The sequence below is a fragment of the Sphingobacterium siyangense genome, from assembly GCF_023277505.1.
GTDB lineage: Bacteria > Bacteroidota > Bacteroidia > Sphingobacteriales > Sphingobacteriaceae > Sphingobacterium > Sphingobacterium siyangense.
On the sequence record NZ_CP080574.1, the window covers coordinates 1,218,290 to 1,238,528 of the forward strand.

Genomic DNA, 20,239 nt, shown 5'->3' on the forward strand with positions numbered 1-20,239 from the left:
ACAAATATGAAAACAAAGATCATTTTAGTTATGGTTTTGGTAACCATGCTGTTGGGGTTCCAGTGCAATGTAAAAGCAGATCCACCTTTTCATAAAAAAGGGATGATCAAGGTATCGATCTTTTATCGTAATGGCCCTGGAAAGACATTTGATTGGAATTATTATCTCCCTAAACATATTGCGCTTGTCAAAAAAGTTTACGGTAAAGCACTGAAAGGCGTAACCATTGATAAAGGACTTTCGGGACGTAGCTCAGCAGAAGGTCCGATCTATTTGGCCATTTGCCATTTGTATTTTGATTCTGTTGCGGCCTATCAGGATCCTTTAAAAGAAAATGGGAAAAAGTTTGCCGAAGATTTTCCAAAGTACACGAATATTACGCCAGAGGTACAGATCAGTGAAGTGATTCAATAGACCATTCGCTAATTAGGCGAAATACCATTGTTTTGTGAAATATAAACCTGATCGAATGAAACACGAACTGAAAAAGTCGTTTGTGCATAGCAAACGACTTTATTTTTATGGACTTATAGACCTAACTATATAGCAGGTTTATAGTCGATGTAATCTAGCTAAAACTATATGAACGATTAAAATTATGAAGATATCTTGTATGCTATTTCCTAAATTATTATTTATTGGCCTTACCGGTGTCACTTCGCTTAGTGTGCATGGGCAACAGGCTGGCTCGGTCAAACGTATTTATATCAGTACAAAAGGAAGTGATAGAAACCAAGGAACTATGGCCAGTCCCTATGCCACAGCTGAAGCCGCATTGCGATCGGTAGAAAAACAGAAGCAAGGGAAAAATACACCAGGCATCGAAATCATCTTTATGGCAGGCACCTACCAGCTGGATAAACCGATTGAATTGTCTGCTGGGATATCGGGTACAAGAAGGCAACCCTTGCGGATTAAAGCTGAGGATGGAGCACAAGTTACGCTGAGTGGTGCCAAATCGCTTAACCTCAAATGGAAACAGGGCGATCATGGTATTTGGGAGGCTAAAGTCCCAAGAGGAGTAAACTTCCAAAGTCTATACGCTAATGATAAGCATCTTGTCCGGGCACGTTATCCAAACTACGATCCCACAGTCTTGCCATTTCAAGGCTATGCTGCAGATGCATTAAGTCCCGAACGTGTCGCAACCTGGAAAAACCCTAAGGGGGGAATTGTACATGCTTTGCATGCTGGTCGCTGGGGAGGATTCCATTATAAGATTACCGGAAAAGATGGCTTATCAACAGTTACACTTGAAGGTGGACAGCAAAATAATCGTCCCAGCAAAATGCACGAGACCTATCGCTTTGTAGAAAATATCTTTGAAGAACTCGATACCTTTCAGGAGTGGTATTTGGATGAGGAGAAGGCACTCTTATATTATATGCCTGCTAAAGGAGTTGATCCCAACCAGCTGAAGTTTGTAGCACCACAATTGGAAAATTTAATCTATCTTTCAGGTTCATCTTCCAGACCAGTGCATGATATTGAGGTTAGTGGCCTTCGCTTCATGTATACTGCTCCTACCTTTATGAAAACAAGCGAACCTCTCTTACGTAGTGATTGGACGATCTATCGACAGGGAGCCGTAAAGATTGAAGGTGCGGAAAACTGTATCTTCCGCGCGAATGATTTTATCGCTTTGGGCGGCAATGCAATATTTATTAATAATTATAACCGCGGCGTCAAAATCGAAGGAAACCGGATTGAACAGATCGGCGCCGGAGCAATCAATTTTGTAGGAGATCCAGCAGCAGTACGCTCACCGGAATTTCGATATGAAAAATTTGTTCCGTTTGACCAAATGGATACCATCAAAGGGCCAAAAACCGATAATTATCCTATGGACTGTGAGGCGAGTGACAATCTGATTCATAACATTGGATTGATCGAAAAACAAGTAGCAGGTGTACAGGTCTCTATGGCTGAATCTTTACGAATTTTGCATAATACCATTTACAATGTGCCGCGAGCAGGTATTAATGTAGGTGATGGTACCTGGGGCGGTCATGAGATAGCTTACAATGATGTTTTTAATACAGTCCTGGAAACCAGCGATCATGGAGCCTTCAACTCATGGGGGCGCGACCGATTTTGGCATCCTAATCGAAAGGAGATGGATGAACTGACGGGGAAACATCCCAATTTAATATTGCTGGATGCAGTCAAAACAACTAAAATCCATGATAATAGATTTCGCTGTGATCACGGTTGGGATATTGATTTGGACGACGGATCTTCCAACTATGAAATTTACAACAATCTTTGTTTAAGTGGGGGACTAAAACTAAGGGAAGGATTTTATCGCAAAGTGTATAACAATGTGATGATCAACAATGGTTTTCATCCACATGTCTGGTTTCAAAATAGTCACGATGTATTCCGTAATAATATTGTGATGGAGTCCCATCAGGATATACAGGTCAAGTATTGGGGGGAAGAGGTAGACCATAATATCTACGGAAGGAAGGATGACCTAGACAAAGATCGGGCGAAAGGCATAGAAAAACATGGTCGTGTTATTCAATTGAACTTTACGAATCCTGCACATGGCGATTTCCGATTGAAGAACTGGAAAGATCAGGATTTTAAAAATTTTGACATGCTGCATTTCGGGGTTATGAGTAAAAGACTTAAAACTCATGCCGCTAGTCCTGAAATACCTCAATTGATCCAATCCGAAGCAAAGGAACAGGGGAGCAGATTGGCCTGGAAGTCGGGCTTATTTAAATCAGTGGAAACTTTGGGAGAGCAGTCGGCTGCGGGCCTACCCTCGATAAACGGCGTGCTGCTACTTCAGTTGGATGAAAAAGGCAATCTTTATAAAAGCGGTTTGCGTGTCGGTGATGTTGTGCTGAATTACCAGGGCGAGAAAATAAATCACTTAATAGACTTGCAACAAGCGATAAAAAAGCATGTACACGCAGACCAGCCGAAGGTGTTAATTTTTAGAAACCAACAGCAGCAGGAATTAGCGCTGCAGCTGTAGCAAATAGTTTTTATTTCCATTAGACTATTGAGCATCTTGGTCGTCATTATAACAGTGTGTAATCATTTAATGGAGGAGACACATGATATTAAATTCTTATTCGTATTAATTGATGTATAAGGCTGTACAGCACCCATGTGCTGGCAGCCTTATTGATTTAACTGTGCAATGGATTTAACCACAGCTGATCGCCGAACGATGAGCGAGGAAGTGAAGGTACAACACCGGTTATGACAATGAGGGGAGTCTTTGTGGGTATGGGATGGTTGAAACAAGTTTCTTAAACTGGTTTAAGTTTGGACTGTTTTTGTTCTCTTAAATTTGATTTATATCGTTTATACCATATTTATATAATTTATACCATGTATAATCAACTTTTTGTACGTATAGCTGTATCGACAGCATTTTTGTCTGCTGTTGCAGATCGTTGGGGGCTGTGGGGGGCACCGGGGGCATCACATGTTTCCTGGGGAAATTGGGCCAATTTTGTAGCCTACTCAAATACCCTTAATTTTTTTGTGCCTGAATCTTTCGGTAATATACTTGCTATAGGTGCAACATTATTAGAGGTTGTCTTAGCAATCCTATTGCTGATCGGCTATAAACTGCGTTTTACTGCATTCGTAGCCGGGATGCTACTGATCAGCTTTGCGATAGTGATGACCCTCTCATTAGGAATTAAATCGACGTTCGATTATTCGGTCTGGGTGGGAGCAGCGGCCTGTTTTCTTCTGCGTACTGCCGATAATTTTCCCATTAGCATAGACCGCTATATTGAACTTCGAAAAAAGTAAATGGATAGATGATCTTCTCATTTTAGGAATAGATCTCAAAAAAAATAAAAAATGCCGTTAAACGAGTCTGTTTAACGGCATTTTTAGGATTACATTTCCTTTAAGTTTACCTCTTTTTTTTCGCCGTCTTTGTCGATGGTAACGTGTTTCTCAACATTGGCTTTGTCGACATAAGATGATCTTGCCGTACCGTAATTTGTCGTGGAACCTGTATAACCCCAATAGTTATAATAATTGGTGTAGCCTGATACATAGGAATAGTTGTAAGAATTGGTGAAATCGAAGCTCGCCATAATCACGTATGCGCCTGGCATGAGATCTGCAAATTCGAAATGCCCCTCATCATCATACACTTTTGCTTTTTTAACCGCATAGCCAAAATCAGGATCTAATGGAACTTCCTGGACCTTTTTCTGTTTTCGGATCTTTTTATTGACTTCAAGCCATTCTTCGTAATAGGCCGAGTTGGCGAATAGCGTAATTTCTGTTCCTTTTGGAGCATATTGCTTTTTTGCAGTATTCACGAGCCCGCCAAGTTTTTTTCCGGAGCTAGATCGTGCGTAAGCCGTCCCGATAATAACACTGTTCCCTTGAGAAATCTGTTGGGCAGCCTGTTCTTTGTTGAATCTATTTTTAATAGGTTGATAGTCCAGTTCTTCGTTTACGGTAATTTCCCACTTTCCGTTTCCCATGGACATTTCCCTTTGCCATAATCGGCGATCTTTTTTATCGATGACATAATTGTAGATGGCTCCGGTACTTTCTTCTAAAAGTGTAACCAGCCAACTGTCGTGCTTACCTGTTTTTGGGGAACCATAACTGTAGCTTTTTACTTCCTTGATGGTATAGTCTTCGACAAAAATGTCGGAATCACTATTGTAATAAAATTGCGGGATGCGCGCTTTATACCCTAGATCTAAAGGTAGAGTTGAAATCAGATGGTCTGTCCAGTTAAAATCTACAAAAGGTCTAGTTGGCTGTAAGTTGATCTTTTTTTCCTTTTTAGTTTTCTTCGAATAATAATTACCTGTAATTGTTTCTGCAAAGTTGAGGTTTACTTTTGTTTCCTTGCCATCACTCGCGTAGCTGATGGACCGAAGTGTTTTTGCGTCGGCAATCGTTGTGCGGATCGAAGTCCAGGCATTGTCTTTCGGAACATAGGTATTGGTTAAGGTCAGCTGATTGTTGGCCGCTACGATATCGTAGGTCAATGATCCTTGTTTGTCCCAGGTGTTATCTTTAACATAATATACCGTATACAGTGATTTTTCTGGTTTGATATAGTTGGTATTGATATCGCTGCTACCAGGGGTGACGGTCTTTTGACATAATCCTACGGCCGGAAGTAAGCCTACTCCCAAAACAAAGGCATATAATTTCATATATGTGAACTATAGTTAATGAAAAACAAGTTGTTTTCTTGTTCGATTTATTTATCTAAGGTAATAAAAAAGTTTTTTATTTTTTGCTGGGGATAGCCTCGTCGAATAGGCTTATGCTATAGCGGAAATTTGACCTCGTATCCCTTTTGGAGCTTGTTCGAATATTGATGATATGCCGATGAAAAAATAAAACGGAGGTATTTCTACCTCCGTCGTCATGCTCTTTTGAGCACCAGTGATGATTAGAAAATAATCTTTGTGATAACAATCAATAGTTATCTTCAGCTTCTTTTTCTTTGTCAATGATAGAAGAGCGCATCCGGTAGACATTCATTTCACCTAGATGGGTGTAACTTTTTCCACCGTTTTTAAGGATCATTAGCCGGAAAAATTTGGACTTATAGTTTTTATCAAAAGCCAAACTTTGCTCTTCAGCAACATTTGATGTGGGAAGATTATCTTTTGATGTAAAAACTCTGGTCCACTGCTTGCCGTCTGAACTTATTTCTATTCCCCATTGTTTCGGACGCCCGGCTTCATCGCTATTGTTTTGTCTGAAGAAGTATTTTATGGCGCCAATCTCTTCTTCCTGAGGGAAATTGAGTTGGATCCAGTGCGGAAGCGGGGCTGTATTTGCAGACCATGCTGTATGCCAATATGTATTTTTATCACCGTCAAATAAATTCTTTTTTGGGCCCTCGCTGCTTTCCTGTGTATAGGTTTCTACCATATTATCGGTCACCTGTATTTTAGTTAACTCGTTCGGGAAATAGGTCACTTCCGAAGGCCTGACGATTGGCCTAACACTATTGCTGCTTATGATATCTCCGCCAATGCTTGTTTTCTTGTCTTGATTGAACAATTGGACGTTGAAGACATATTCATATTTATTGATCAGCCCATCTATACGCATCGTGTCGGCAAAAGAACTTATATTGATTTTATAGATTTTATCGGGATCTTTTGATCCCGCTTTTTTATATGTAATCTGTCCATAAAGATAATTGTTGTCTGAAGGAAGTTTCCATTTCAGGAGAGTCCCGCCAATACGTGGTTCTGCTTCAACCGAAACCAGTTGTGGTGGTTTGGTCATTTTTATTTCTTCTTTTTTACACGCTATTGCTAAAAAGAGTAGAGCGAATATTCCGATATTGTATTTCATCTTGTGCAATTCATTAAATTAATTAATAACCGGGATTTTGTACCAATTCCTCGTTTTTATTGATCTCTTCCTGTGGTATAGGCATTAAATAATTACGCTGACTAAAACTACGTGGAAAAACGACCGTTGTTATTTTGAAAAACTCTGTATCGGTAGCTCCTTGTATATTCATTCCTTTCGCCTGTTGGTTGAGGTATTGATCGGCGATCATCCAACGTCTTAAATCCCAGAAGCGATGGCCTTCCAAGTAAAGTTCAATGGTACGTTCTTGTCTGACGATGGAACGTAGTGTTGCCTGATTATTTGCGCCGCCAATTGGAGCCCATGCGACATCAATTGTTGGAATGCCCGCACGGACCCGAACGCGGTCAATATATTGTTTGGCAGTATTCAGATCCTGACCATATTCGATTAGCGCTTCCGCGTAGTTCAGATACAGTTCTGCTAGACGTATCACCGGCCATGGATAATTGACGGAGACCTGCAGTCTGCTTTGGTTCAATTCAGGTGCAATACCTTTTTTGTTGAGATATCCTGTTGGAGAGTAGTTATTAGACCGTCCTTGGATACCGCAATTGTCATTTTTCCTAAACTGAACAAGGATTTGATTGGCACTCCCCCTAACCACTTCATAGTAGCTGTTGTGATAGGCAATCCAGGCATTAAAGCGTGGTTCTCTGTTTAGATTTAACGATAATGTATTACCATTTGGCGTATTTGTTACGCCGTATCGGCCATTATAGTCGTAATTGGGATCTTTGTCAATCGGTAAACCATTTTTACTATAAAAGGATTCTATCAGGGTGAGGGTCGGGGATACACCATTATAGGACTCACCTTGTGCGCCACTGAGAAATGGAGTAGATTTATTTTGAAAATCGTAAAGACCTTCCCGACGTGTTTCCGCCCAAATCACTTCCTTGGTATTGGCTTTGTCAATAAAAGTAAGGCGTAAGTCCTTTTCAATAGGATTGGCTGGTAGTGCAGTATTGTAGGTACTGTTTTTATACAGCGAAGCTCCACTTTGTTCAGCTGCATCAATGGCTTCTTTAGCCGCTAGAGCTGCACGGCGCCATTTTTCTTTGTCGAAGGTTGTACTGATCAACGCTGTGCCATCCAAGTTTTTGAAATCGGCATAGAAGCTCTGTTTATCACCTCCACCACCATTAAAGAGCGGTGAAGCTGCATAAAGCAATACTCTAGCCTTTAGCGCCTTGGCAATAACCGAGGAAGCACGACCCCATTCATCCGCGGCGCGAAGAGCAGGTAACTGTCCAGCTGTCTCATCCAGCTTTTTGATAATAAAATCAATACAGGCATCATAAGTCGACCGTTTCGGATACGCTGAAGAAGGTGCGTTGACATCAAACTCTTGGTCTGCAATAACAACTGGACCGTACATGCGGACTAATAGGAAATGATAAAAGCCGATCAGGAAGTTGGCTTCAGCTTTATATTGTGCCGCCTCCTGTGGATCTATCCCGGGAACTTTATCTACATTGCGAATTAAGATATAGCATTGTCGTATTCCTTTGTAAAGGTTATCCCAGTAGGAAATGACAGGACTTGACGCTGTATATTGTCCACGGGGAAATCGAGCAAAGGTTTCATGTTCAAAAGCAGTTGTTACTTCGTCGGAAGTCATCAAATCAATGGAAGAGGTGCCTACCCGAGAATTTGGAATCCACGCATAGCAGGAATACAAATAACCTTTGGCTGAATTTGGATCACGAAAGGCGTCTGCTTCCGAAGGACGTTCATCAGGGACGATATCCAAGAATTTACTGCAGGAAGTGGTAGTCAAAAAAGTCGCGCATGCGAATAATGCAAGGTAGCCTATATATTTTCTTTTCATCTGATAAATCATTTTAAAATTCTATTGATAGTTTTAATCTCGAAGTTGTTTTAATTGAAACGAAGTTGGACTCCGAGATTGAATACTTGCTGTGTCGGATATCCCAAACCATTGCCTCCACCTTGTTCAGGATCCCAAAGTTTGAACTTAGAGAAGGTCAATAGATTATAACCACTTAGAAAAATGCGTGCAAATTTGTGCGAATATCCAATCTCAGCACTTCTGAGTTTTAGGAATGCCCCATTTCTCAGCCAATAAGAAGAAGCTTCAGTATTGTTGAGATTGTCCAATTTGCTCAGTCGTGGATAGGCTGCAAATATGTTAGGGTTTTCAGGACTCCAGCGGTCCTCGGCAATAAACTGCAATACATTGCGTACACCTTGATTTCCAAATGGATGGAAACCACTGATCATAAAAGAAGTTCTATCAACTCCCTGTAAGAGGAAAGAAAAATCAAATTTTTTGTAATTGATGGAAGTACTCAAACCATACACAATTTCAGGTGTTGTTGGATACCCCATTCGAACTCTATCATCGCTATTGATGAGATTTAGACCATCAATATCATTGGTTAGATCTTTATATTTGATGTCTCCCGGAGCGACAAAACCCCCTAGCTGTTGTAATGGACTGTTATCTATTTCGGCCTGATCAATAAATAAGCGTTCAGCAAGATAGCCTAGGTTTGTGCCAATAGAATACCCAATCTGCGAGAGGTTGCGGTATTTGGTAAAGGCTGGTTCATTATTTTTCAGTACGGTGTTATGTGCATATGTAAAGGTTCCACGCATAGATATTCCCCAATCTTTTTCACTTTTGTTCCATTCTAGGGAGAAATCAAATCCCCTATTTCTTACCTCACCAACATTGCCATACACTTTCGTTCCTGCAGTACCAAATACGTTAGGGATTGTTGCCGAACGATCAACGAAAATATTGGTTCTATCTTCCTGGTATAGGTCGAAAACAATATTGAACTTATTGTTAAGGATACCGAGGTCCACACCAATGTTTTTCTTCTCTGCAACTTCCCATGAAATCAATGGGTTTGCAAATTGTAAGTAAGTAGGTCCTGTATAATTCGTATTCTGATCGATACCTGTTGTAAACGATGCTCCGTCCAATTTGAGGTCCGAAAGATAAGGAAAACGTCCTCCGCCAATCTGATCATTACCAACCTTACCCCAGCTCCCTCTAATTTTTAAATTACTGACAGCAGGAAATAAATCTGTAAAGAACTTTTCGTTACTGAGTACATAGCCCAAACCAACGGAAGGGAAGAAGCCAAAGCGACTTCCAGTGGCAAAGTTTTCGGAACCATTGTAGCCAAAGTTGACTTCGGCAAGATATTTATTGGCGAAACCATATGTTGCACGTCCCGTAATGCCCTGGCGTCTACGCGGTAGCGAACTGATTAGATCAGCCGGATTATTGACATTGAAATCCGTGGTATTGTAAAGAAATAAACCTGATACGGTGTGATTACCAAATGTTCTATTGTATTCGATGGAGGGCTGGAAATAGATTTCGCGATCACCGCTAGTGCCCGTTTCGGTTCCCAGGGAAAGATTTTGTGGCTGCCCCACCATGACTAGATCGTAGGTATATCCACCTGCAGGATCGGGTGCATAGCTGTTAATCATGTACTGATTGTAGCCACTGGTTCTTTTTGTTGTTGTGTTGCTCCAGTTTTTAAAGGAAACCAAGGCTTTAAATTCTAGCCCTTTTGTAATGAAATCAAGTTTTTGCGCTCCATCAATTGTAGTCAGTAAGGTACTTTGGAAACCATTTTGATAGCCATTGACCATGCGGGCAAAGGGATTGATAAAACCATTGTTGACTGTACCACCAGCTTTTCCTCCGTATTGAACGTCTCTTCTGTCAGTACCGGTAAATGGAAACATAATCGGGAAGTCCACTGGATTGGCATTCATGATGTCGCCAAATACGCTTGGAGCATCTACACCGGCGCCGTAGTAGTCACGAAGTTGTGCATTGAGCTTTAAAGCTATTTTGGTGGTTGAAGTAAGGTTGACATTGATATTGTTCTGAAAGCTATACCGTTTGACAGAGACATTATTGTCAAAAGAGTTGAGGTCAAATTTACGCAATAAACCATTGCTAATGTTTCCGGTTGCACTGAGGAAATAACCTATTTTGCTGCCACCACCTTGCACATTTAGATTAAGCTCGTTGTTGATGGTATGGGACTTAAACATTTCATTATACCAGTCAACATTAGGATATACATAGGGATCCAGGCCTAATCTTGTGCCGTTTATTTTATCTTGGGAATATAAAATTTCACCAGTACCGCGACCTGTAACCGCTTCATTGAACATCTCCATATAACTTACACCATCAACAAATTTTGGGATGGAAGTAGGTCTTGAGATCTGGGATTGTGCACGTGCTGAAATACGCGGTTTATTAAGGTCTTTACCTGTTTTTGTAGTGATAATTAGGACGCCGTTTGCTCCCCTAGTACCAAATACGGCGGTGGCAGTAGCATCTTTGAGGACTGAGAAGCTTTCGATAACTTCTGGTGCCAATGCGTCCAGGTCGCCTTTGGAGATTGCTACACCATCCAATAAGATCAGGGGATTGGTGGCTCCGCTAAATGTCGATACACCACGAATGAAAAAGCTAGCCCCATCTGCACCGGGTTCGCCCGAACGTTGTACTGCGATTACCCCCGAAAGTCTTCCTCCCAATGCATTGGAGAGGTTGGCCGTTGGGATACGTAAGGTTTCTGGTTTTACTGATTCCAATGCTCCCACGACACTGGTTTTTTTCTGTGTTCCATAACCGACAACAACCACTTCACTTAAGCTCTGATCGGGACTTAGCTGCACATCAATGCGACGTTTGTCGGCAATGACAATTTCCTGATTGGCGTAGCCGACATAGGAGAATATTAGTGTCGAATTTGTGGGAACCACAAGAATGTATCTTCCATTGCCATCTGTTGTTGTACCGATTGACGGGCTGTCTTTAACCTTGACACTAACACCATAAAGATTGTTTCCATCATTTTTCACTGTACCCACGATCTCAACCTTACCGTTTTTTTGAACGGTGGGGGTGAGAGGCGTTTTTTTTTCTCGGTCCGAAATTACAATGATGCCATTGTCAATTGTAAAGACCAAAGGCTGATGTTCCAATAATTTTTCAAGGGCCTGTTTTAGTGGCTTATTCTGGATATCTATATTTTGAATAGGCCTTACTTTGTCGAGTTGGCTTGTCTTTATGATAAAATCGACATTAGTCTGTTTTCTGATTTCTTGAAATGCTTCGGACAATGTAATCTGCTTGTGTTTAAGGGTAACATTTTGAGCAGAGGAGACATGTGTTAAAAAGATAAATGCTGTTAAGAGGACCGCAACTTTTGTAGATGTGTTGCATAATGATCCGATGTATCGCATAGCTTTAATAAAAAAGACAATGCAATACTTACTACATAAATAATAATGCATATATTTATAAATTGGTTAACTGGTTTGATGTTGAAATGAATTCTTGTTTTCCAAGTAAAAAATTAGTCGAGAGTGCTGGCAGGCATTTTCGGCTATTTTTTTGGAAGAAATGTTTAGGCTGGACTGGTTTCTTTCATAATCAGTGGTTATTAATGTGTGTTATAGTTTATTGCGATATGTACAGTTTATTGTTTCGTATGCTATACTTGATGGAACCGGAAAGCTGAAGTGCTCTTAATACATCGTTTAATCGTTTTTTTCTAGAAATTTGAGCGACATAGGTTTCCTGTGAAATGGGACCTTCAAAAATTACTTCAATGTTATACCAGCGCGAAATTTTACGCATGATTTCCTTTAAGTTGTTATTGGAAAAGTTGAAATCACCATTTTTCCAATCTAATACTTGATCCAGGTTTATTGATCTTACTGCGATATTTTGATCCGTTAACGTAGATTGTTGTCCTGGTTTTAGTAAGGTTGTATTGTTTTTGCAACTCACTCTTACAGACCCTTCTGCAAGGGATGTCTGTGTGGAAGATTCATCATCGTAGGCATTGATATTGAATTTAGTCCCTAAGACTTCGACCTTTTGAAGCGAAGTTTCGACAATAAATGGTTTTTGTTTATTTTTTGACACTTCAAAGTAGGCTTCACCCGTCAGTTCTACACGGCGTTCAGAGGTTGAAAATGCACTTGGATATTTAAGGCTGGAATTGGAATTTAGCCAAACTTTTGTGCCATCAGAAAGGGTTATCTGGAATTGCCCGCCCTTTGGTACATTCAAAAGATTCATAGCGATGCGTACATCGGTATTTCCCTCAATTTTATAATTAATTCCGCCTTTTTCTGTTTTTTCAATTGTTGTGCCGAGCTCTTCCGTTAATTTTCCATTCGCAACATCCTCCAGTACGATCGTTTTACCAGAAGAAAGCACAAGTGTTGCTTTATCGCGACCAGGTTCGATAATGGTTGCTGTATGATCATTATATGTGCTGCGGTTAAGAAATAAATAAGAGATAGAGATAATCAGTATGATGGCAGCTGCAACGCCTGTAGTTTTATACCATGTAGGACTTTTGATATTTTGTGGTTCGGTGTCAAGATCAATTTTACCAAAAACACGGTCTAAAATCATCTTGTCTATAAGTTCTTCCTTGTCCCGAGATTCAAGTTGGTTCTCGATCATCTGTTCAAGCGCCTCCTTGTTATTCGTATCCTGAAAATATTGAAATAGCTCCGCCGTCTCTTCTCTTGAAGCGTGGTTATTGAGATATCTTTCAAATAATAGTTTTATATGTTTTGAATCTTTCACTGATTGGCTATTTATATATAATACGGAAAATTAGAGCCTGTCCTCTGCTCTGATTTTAAAAAAAAGTAAAAAAAAGAAAAGGATTTAAAAAGGTCTGTTTGAATACCTATGGAAGTGACCTGTTTGTCGATAGAAACAGCGAGTGTCTTATTTTTGATTTAATACGGCACTGATAAGAGCAATTAACAGGGACGGTGTAATTTCCTTGCTCAAACAGAAGCTCTGAATCTGTTTTGTAGCTTTCACGATATGGTCACTGATCGTAGAAGTGGAGATACCTAAGGAACTACTGACCTCCTCATAGGTTTTCCCCTCTATTTTGCATAAGGTATAAATGAGTTTGCGTTTTGGAGATAAGTTTTCAATGGCTTGATTGACAATTTTTTTAGACTCTTTGTACGCATATTCCTCCTCAATGTGGGAATAGTCTGATGTTGAAATGGAAATAATCAACTCTTTTAGATTTCGATTTTTGATCTCTTTATGAAAGAAATCATACACGAGGTGTTTAGCAATAGTGAAGAGATAAGACTGAAAGGACTTGTCGGGGTCTATTTCACCGCGCCTCTCCCATAATTTCTGAAATACATCCTGAAGGATTTCTTCTGCACAGGCAGGTATTTTGACTAGGTTAAGTATATGACGGTAAAGTCTAGGGCTATAGCGATAGTAGAGCACCTCAAATGCCTTATGATTGCTCGACTTAAGAGCGCGCAGTAAGGCCAACTCATCATTTTTACATGCCTCCATAATTTAAACTTGTATTTAAAACCAAATTCCTCCTGATCAGAATTTAATAATTGGGTATCATACCGTATAGTAGCAGTATTATCTTAATGATAGCAGATGAATACAACAAGTATATTAGAGTATATTGTTGGTATACTACTGGTACTCTTCTACAATGTTACCGATTTGTTATTTGGTTTTTATACAATTTTTTTACGCAAACGATTGCTTTAAAAATAAACTACAGTAGAATTTATCGTTTTTGTAAACCCGAATCCAATCCTTAATTATATTTTGGAAAATACTGATGTTTGTTTTTAACTTGATTTTAGATTATATCACTATCTATAAGAAGAGTTGGTACATTAAATTTTGAATGATCTAAACAACATTCTGGTTTATAGGTGAGTAATTGTGAGGGGTAGACATATCGCAATAAGAGGAATTGTATTCCTCTTATTGTATTCCTAAGAATTCTGCTATCTATTTTTTGTTTACAGATTTTACTTCTACTTCGGGTTTCATTTTAAGGACGATCTTTACGGGCGTTTCCTCCTTAACTTGAATATCTTTTTGATCTTGATTTGAACTGACAGTCGCATTCGCAGAAAGATTGATACGTTTTGGTTGACGCGGTTGAATATTCTCGACCTTGACTTCCTCAATTTTAGGTGCTACTTGCACTTCTTCGACTATCGGTGAAACTCTTTTTGATGGAGTAGACTCTTTTTGAGGCTCCGCAAATTTGATTCGCTCAACATGTACCTCATCGATTATTTTTGGGGAATTTTGAGGTGGAGCAGGTCTTTTCCGAGGTTCCGGGGAACGTACATTACCTTCTTGTTGGGAAGAAGACCTGCGCTGGGATATCATTGGCGGAACCATTTCTTTTGTCGGTGATTTAGGAGATCTTCCACTAGTTTTAGGAGCGTCCGGTCGCCTTGATGCAGCGGGCCTTATTGCGGTGTTGGTAGCCGCCGCTTTTTTTGTCGTGGTCGGCGTTGTTTTCTGTGCTTCCACATGTGTTGAAAACAATGTAGATATCGCTACTGTCAGTAATAAAGTAAGCCCGGGCATTAGCAAGAGTTTACTTCGGGTTGTTCTTTTTTGTAACATAATTAATCGTTTTTTTGTTGTTAAGAAATTAAAATTACTGGCCGGTAATGTGTTTATATCAGGGGTGGACATGCTCCACTCGATAATCAAATGTTGGTATCTTAACTTTTCATGAATCTTGACTACGGCATTATCTGCAAGGTATTCATGAGTTTGTCGGATCGATTTCTGAATGAGATAAATGAAGGGATTGAACCACAAAAATATACCCAAAATCTGTATGAAAAGTACATCCATCGAATGGCGTTGATTGGCATGGGCCCGTTCGTGAGTTATAATTGACTGATCAATACCGCCCTGTTGATAGGCATCTTTGGGAACATAAATTTTTTGAAAAAAGGAAAAGGGTGTTTTTAAACCATGTATACAATAAATGGACTGTTCATGGGTTGGTGTGGCACTTCGGATATAATATAGGAATTTGCGGTATAACCATACTTGTCTCAGAAGTAATGCAATGGTGACAATTACATACATCAGCAGAGCGACATCGTACCAATCGACGTGATAATTATTGAAGAGCGCTGAATCTGTTGCGGGCTGTTTAATGATCGGCCCCGCAGGGGTAACATCACTGTTTCTGTCGTTCAGTAAGTTGAAAACATCAAATGGGACAGCGATCTGTAACAATGGAATGATGACAGATAGGGGGATAATCCCGAGTAAATAACAACGGTTGAATAGCAGTAGTTTTTGGTTGCGTAGTATTGACCAATAAATAAGATAGAGTAAACCCGAACAGGCTATCAGTTTTCCAATATATAGCATCATGTCTCTTTGTTTTTAATTTCGGAATCAATTATATTTTTCAGTTCCTCCAATTGCTCTTTGCTCAGCTGAGATTGTTTAGTGAAAAAAGAAGCAAATTTTAATGCTGAATTGTCGAAGTAGCTTTCTACGATATCATTTACATGTGCTAAATAATAGCTGTCTTTATCGATTAGTGGATAATACTCTCTCGAATTTCCATAAAGCACATAAGATATCGCTCCCTTTTCAGTCATTCTCTTCAATAATGTAGCAACAGTTGTTGGCGCCGGTTTAGGTTCAGAATACGCTTCCATAAGATCTTTCATAAAAGCTTTTTTCATGTCCCAGATGTAGCCCATCAATTGTTCTTCCGTAGCTGATAATTTATTCATACTACAAATATAGAATATATTCTACATTGTGTAGAATTAAAGTATGTTAAATAATTTATTATTTTTTTATTTTGTTGATTTATAAGTGTTTATTTTTTTTTTTTTTTTGAGGATGTAGATAATTTTCACCGTAAAATTAGTTGCTGTTCCCAGATATAACCGATAAGCTTTTACAAATAATAGGGGAACAGAATATGTCAGTATATTGGTTTAACTAAGGGACCTGTCGTTTGATATTGACGTACTTCGATCCCAGGTTTAGATGATTAGACAAGGACTTAGTGGTATAAATAAAACAAAATAGAATGTATCGCTATTATATATGATGTTGGTGCGTAGTGAGAGACCGTTTAGAAAAACTTTGGATAAATAATGGCAAAACTTTTTTTAGTCCGGCATGGACAGTCGCAATGGAATTTAGAAAATCGCTTTACGGGATGGCAAGATGTTGATATTACTGAATTGGGACAACAGGAAGCTCGGCAGGCAGGATTGGCTTTGGCAAATGAACCAATTGATATAGCATATACCTCGACACTTATAAGAGCGCAGCATACGTTAAGGATTATTTTGCATGAAATGGGCGATCCTCACATCCCCGTTGTTATAGACGCTGCTTTGAATGAACGAGGTTATGGAAAGCTTGAGGGCTTGAATAAGGCCGAAACAGCCGAAAAATATGGTGCTGAACAGGTGCATATCTGGCGCAGATCTTTTGATGTGCCTCCGCCTGGAGGTGAGAGCCTTAAAGATACATACGAACGTGTTATTCCATATTATGAACGTTTTATAGCACCCAAACTGAAAGAAGGTAAAAATGTACTCGTTGTTGCGCACGGCAATAGCTTAAGGGCGCTGATTATGTTTTTGGAACATCTTTCTCCGGAACAGATATTGGAACGGGAGATTGCTACCGGGCAACCGATCAAGTATCAAATTGAAGAATAAACGCTCAATTTTTACAAATTGATAGTTGAACTGTAGAGACTGATAATTTATCGTATTTCTATAGATTCTCCGGGTTTAGCATTTTAAATATTCACTTGTTTTTGTTAGTTGTGTCTAACATTTTTTTTCTTAACAAAGAGAAATAACAGTATATTTCATTTCAAAAAATAACATTTTGATCTCATTCTCTCCTAGTTAGGCGATAAGTCGTACAAGTAGTGTTGCGGTGACTTTGCTGCTTAGGACTTCTATTGGCCTGTCTTTGTATTCCACTGTGATGCTAGCATCAAACGGTTCTATTGATTTGATTGTTAAAGTCGTACCGAGCTCGAGATTTTTCGCTGTCAAATATTGTAAAAGCTCCTTAGAAGATGGCTGAACCGCCATTAATGTAACTATATCACCTACTTTACAACTATTTAGAAACACATAGTTTTCCAAAGGCATAACCCCATTAGAATCGGGAATTGGCGACCCGTGGGGATCTACCGTCGGATAACCCAATAACTCATCCATTTTACTGAAAAATTCGGGCGAATGTATATGCTCAATCTGTTCAGCAATCTGATGGACTTCATCCCAGGCAAACCCCATTTTCTCAACCAGATACATTTCAGTAAGTCGATGTTTCCGGATAATAAGGGCGGCTTCTTTCTTTCCTTCTTCAGTTAGCCGCAATGGTTTATAGCTTTCATAATGAACGAAACCTTTGTCGGCTAGTTTTTTCATCATACTATTTACTGTGGGCATCTTGATGTCGAGCCTTTTACTTATTTCATTGACATTCGCATCACCCTTTAGGTAAGTGAGGTTATACAATGCTTTTAAGTAATTCTCTTCGGTCTGTGAAATCATAAGACAAATTTATTAAATATTAGCCGTGTCTAATAATTATGTTATAATTATTTTGTTAGTATAATCTAACTTATTAGATTTGCTTATCTAAATTTATAAACATAAAAAAGCAAAACATGATGAAAGGGTACAGTGCTCATTTGACAATAGCCATGGTGCTTACAGGATTTATTTCCTTTGGACAGACAGGTAAGGTTACTGGTAAGGTTTACGATAAGAATGGTGTGCCGTTAGGAGCAGCATCCGTTGTTATTCCAAAATTACAGATAGGTACCAAGTCGAACAATTCGGGAAGGTATATCGTTGAAAGTATCCCCCATGGTACCTGGGAAGTGGAAGTAAAACACATTGGATTTAAGGAATTCCGTGATTCAGTAAAAGTCGGTCCAGGGGTATTGACCAAAGATATTCAGTTAGATGGGGCTGAACTTTTACTGGATGAAATTGTAGTAACGGGTACCAAAACATTTAAACGCAAAACAGAGAGTCCTGTAATGGTAAATGTTTTAGATAGCAAGACTTTGGACAATCTACAAGTGTGTAATCTTTCGGAGGGTTTGAAGTTTCAACCCGGATTGCGCGTAGAAACAGACTGTCAGACCTGTAACTATACGCAATTGCGGATGAATGGACTTCAGGGTGGTTATTCACAGATTCTGATTAACGGTCGGCCAATTTTCAGTCCGTTGATTGGACTCTATGGTATGGAGCAACTACCGGTCAATATGATTGAAAAAATTGAAGTCGTTCGCGGGGGTGGCTCTTCATTGTATGGTTCAAGCGCAATTGCCGGAACGGTGAATGTGATTACAAAGCTCCCACGGGCAAACAGCTATGAAATCAATTCTTTCTATCAGCGTATAGGTGGGAGGACAAATGATTTTAACCTCGGGGGTAATGCAACATTGGTCAACGAGAAAGGGAATGCCGGAACTTCATTCTTCTTTAACAAGCGGGATCGTGGTTTCTACGATGCAAATGGTGATAATTTTTCTGAAATGCCCAAAATTGAAAATACCTCTTTAGGAATTAATTCATTCTATCAGTTTTCAGATAATCAAAAATTAGAAGTCTCCTTAAGCAACCTGAATGAATATCGGTTCGGTGGTGAAATGACCGATAAACCTGCGTATTTAACACAGCAGTCAGAAGAGCGACATCATAAAATTTGGATGGGAAGCACGGATTATCAGATTAACTTCAATCAAGATAAATCGGCATTCATCGTCTATACTGCTTTTCAAAATACCAATAGAAAACATTATACCGGCGTATTTCCAGATGATCCTGAGGCGATTGAAAACCATCTCAAGCATCCACCTTATGGGGATTCTAAAACAACAACACTTCAGGGAGGTTTTCAATTGAATCATGAGATCCGCAATTTCTTTAATGGTCGTAATGTATTGACTATTGGGTCGGAGTATGTTTCTGACAAAGTTTATGACGAAATTCCGAGTTATAATTATCTCGTGGATCAGCATACCAAAGATTGGGGAAGCTTCTTTCAAAGTGATTGGGATTTGGCTGCTAAGTTTAATGTATTGTCGGGTGTTCGGGTTGACAAACATAATTTATTGCATAAAGTTGTTGTCAGTCCGCGAATAGCACTCCTTTATAAATATGCCCCTACAACACAATTTCGATTAAGCTATGGAACCGGCTTTAGAGCGCCACAGGCATTTGACACCGACCTGCATATTGCGTTTGCTGGTGGCGGCGTATCGCGTGTACAGTTATCCCCTGATTTAAGGGAGGAGCGTTCAAAAAGCCTGAGTGGTTCGATAAACTACGACAAAGCAACTGAAACGTGGATAGCAGGCTTCACCTTGGAAGGATTTTATACGCATCTGAATAATGCATTTGTACTTGAGGAAATCGGTGCAGATAATTTTGGGAAGATTTTTGAAAAGCGAAATGGAAACAATGCAACAGTAGCCGGAGGAACATTGGAATTACGTGCAAATTATGCTAAGAAGATTCAGTTGGAAACTGGATTGACAGTGCAGCAAAGCAAGTATGATAGTCCGGTGTCGTATTTGGAAGGAGTAGCTCCAATTCGATCATTTTTGCGAACACCCAACGAATATGGTTTTGCCAACCTCAATATTACAGCAAGTAAACCCTGGACAGTCAATTTAAACTATGTTTACACGGGAAATATGCGTATTGCCCATGTCGGGGGAGCAGATAATTTTCCTGACGATCAAATGGTACGGACAGGAGCCTTTTCGGAGCTCAATAGTAAAGTAGCTTATGCATTTAACTTACCGAAATACAAAAATATCATTGAGCTTTATGCAGGGGTAAAAAATATTTTTAACGCGTATCAAACTGATTTTGATACCGGGAAAAATCGCGATAGCAATTACATTTATGGGCCCAACATGCCAAGGACATACTTTGTCGGTGTAAAGATAAAAACACCTTAATGGTGAAAACAAAAAATCCTGCACACCGATGATGAGCAGGATTTTTG

Annotated in this window: 14 protein-coding genes; 5 read left to right on the forward strand and 9 right to left on the reverse strand. The window is 39.6% G+C overall.

Annotated features, from left to right (window positions below; all coding sequences use genetic code 11):
* Positions 1–6 precede the first annotated feature (6 nt).
* From K2F45_RS05000 to K2F45_RS05010, 3 genes are all read left to right on the forward strand, one after another.
* Positions 7–414: an EthD family reductase gene (locus K2F45_RS05000; protein WP_083663494.1), complete on the forward strand. Its 408-nt coding sequence runs from the start codon at positions 7–9 to the stop codon at positions 412–414.
* Between the two features lie 184 nt (positions 415–598).
* Positions 599–2,989: a PDZ domain-containing protein gene (locus K2F45_RS05005; protein WP_075991197.1), complete on the forward strand. Its 2,391-nt coding sequence runs from the start codon at positions 599–601 to the stop codon at positions 2,987–2,989.
* Between the two features lie 362 nt (positions 2,990–3,351).
* Entirely contained in the window at positions 3,352–3,783 is a 432-nt protein-coding gene (locus K2F45_RS05010; protein WP_075991198.1) for a hypothetical protein, read from the forward strand.
* An 89-nt stretch (positions 3,784–3,872) separates the two neighbouring features.
* Here K2F45_RS05010 and K2F45_RS05015 read toward each other — a convergent pair whose 3' ends face one another.
* The 8 genes from K2F45_RS05015 to K2F45_RS05050 form a co-directional block, all read right to left on the reverse strand.
* Positions 3,873–5,165 carry a DUF3108 domain-containing protein gene (locus K2F45_RS05015; protein WP_075991199.1) on the reverse strand — a complete coding sequence of 431 codons (1,293 nt, stop codon included), beginning with the start codon at positions 5,163–5,165 and terminating at the stop codon, positions 3,873–3,875.
* A gap of 268 nt (positions 5,166–5,433) precedes the next feature.
* A complete protein-coding gene (locus K2F45_RS05020) occupies positions 5,434–6,327 on the reverse strand; it encodes a discoidin domain-containing protein (protein WP_075991200.1) in 894 nt (297 codons plus the stop codon).
* Between the two features lie 22 nt (positions 6,328–6,349).
* The gene (locus tag K2F45_RS05025; protein WP_075991201.1) at positions 6,350–8,182 is read right to left on the reverse strand and encodes a RagB/SusD family nutrient uptake outer membrane protein; all 1,833 of its coding nucleotides are present in this window, start codon (positions 8,180–8,182) and stop codon (positions 6,350–6,352) included.
* 50 nt (positions 8,183–8,232) lie between these two features.
* Positions 8,233–11,607: a TonB-dependent receptor gene (locus tag K2F45_RS05030; RefSeq protein WP_248933042.1), complete on the reverse strand. Its 3,375-nt coding sequence runs from the start codon at positions 11,605–11,607 to the stop codon at positions 8,233–8,235.
* Between the two features lie 217 nt (positions 11,608–11,824).
* Positions 11,825–12,970 carry a FecR family protein gene (locus K2F45_RS05035; protein ID WP_075991204.1) on the reverse strand — a complete coding sequence of 382 codons (1,146 nt, stop codon included), beginning with the start codon at positions 12,968–12,970 and terminating at the stop codon, positions 11,825–11,827.
* 147 nt (positions 12,971–13,117) lie between these two features.
* The gene (locus tag K2F45_RS05040; RefSeq protein ID WP_075991205.1) at positions 13,118–13,720 is read right to left on the reverse strand and encodes an RNA polymerase sigma factor; all 603 of its coding nucleotides are present in this window, start codon (positions 13,718–13,720) and stop codon (positions 13,118–13,120) included.
* Between the two features lie 462 nt (positions 13,721–14,182).
* Positions 14,183–15,586, reverse strand: a complete 1,404-nt coding sequence (locus K2F45_RS05045; protein WP_075991206.1) for a M56 family metallopeptidase — start codon at positions 15,584–15,586, stop codon at positions 14,183–14,185.
* Entirely contained in the window at positions 15,583–15,957 is a 375-nt protein-coding gene (locus K2F45_RS05050) for a BlaI/MecI/CopY family transcriptional regulator (RefSeq protein WP_070564700.1), read from the reverse strand. The genes K2F45_RS05045 and K2F45_RS05050 overlap by 4 nt, the downstream gene beginning before the upstream one ends.
* A 372-nt stretch (positions 15,958–16,329) precedes the next feature.
* Here K2F45_RS05050 and K2F45_RS05055 point away from each other — a divergent pair, with 372 nt between their 5' ends.
* The gene (locus tag K2F45_RS05055; protein ID WP_248933043.1) at positions 16,330–16,905 is read left to right on the forward strand and encodes a 2,3-bisphosphoglycerate-dependent phosphoglycerate mutase; all 576 of its coding nucleotides are present in this window, start codon (positions 16,330–16,332) and stop codon (positions 16,903–16,905) included.
* Positions 16,906–17,100: 195 nt separating this feature from the next.
* Here the strand turns inward: K2F45_RS05055 and K2F45_RS05060 are convergent, their stop codons facing one another.
* Positions 17,101–17,760, reverse strand: a complete 660-nt coding sequence (locus tag K2F45_RS05060) for a metal-dependent transcriptional regulator (protein ID WP_075991207.1) — start codon at positions 17,758–17,760, stop codon at positions 17,101–17,103.
* A gap of 116 nt (positions 17,761–17,876) precedes the next feature.
* Here K2F45_RS05060 and K2F45_RS05065 point away from each other — a divergent pair, with 116 nt between their 5' ends.
* Complete coding sequence (locus tag K2F45_RS05065) at positions 17,877–20,192, forward strand: TonB-dependent receptor (protein ID WP_216640437.1); 2,316 nt, start codon at positions 17,877–17,879, stop codon at positions 20,190–20,192.
* Positions 20,193–20,239 lie beyond the last annotated feature (47 nt).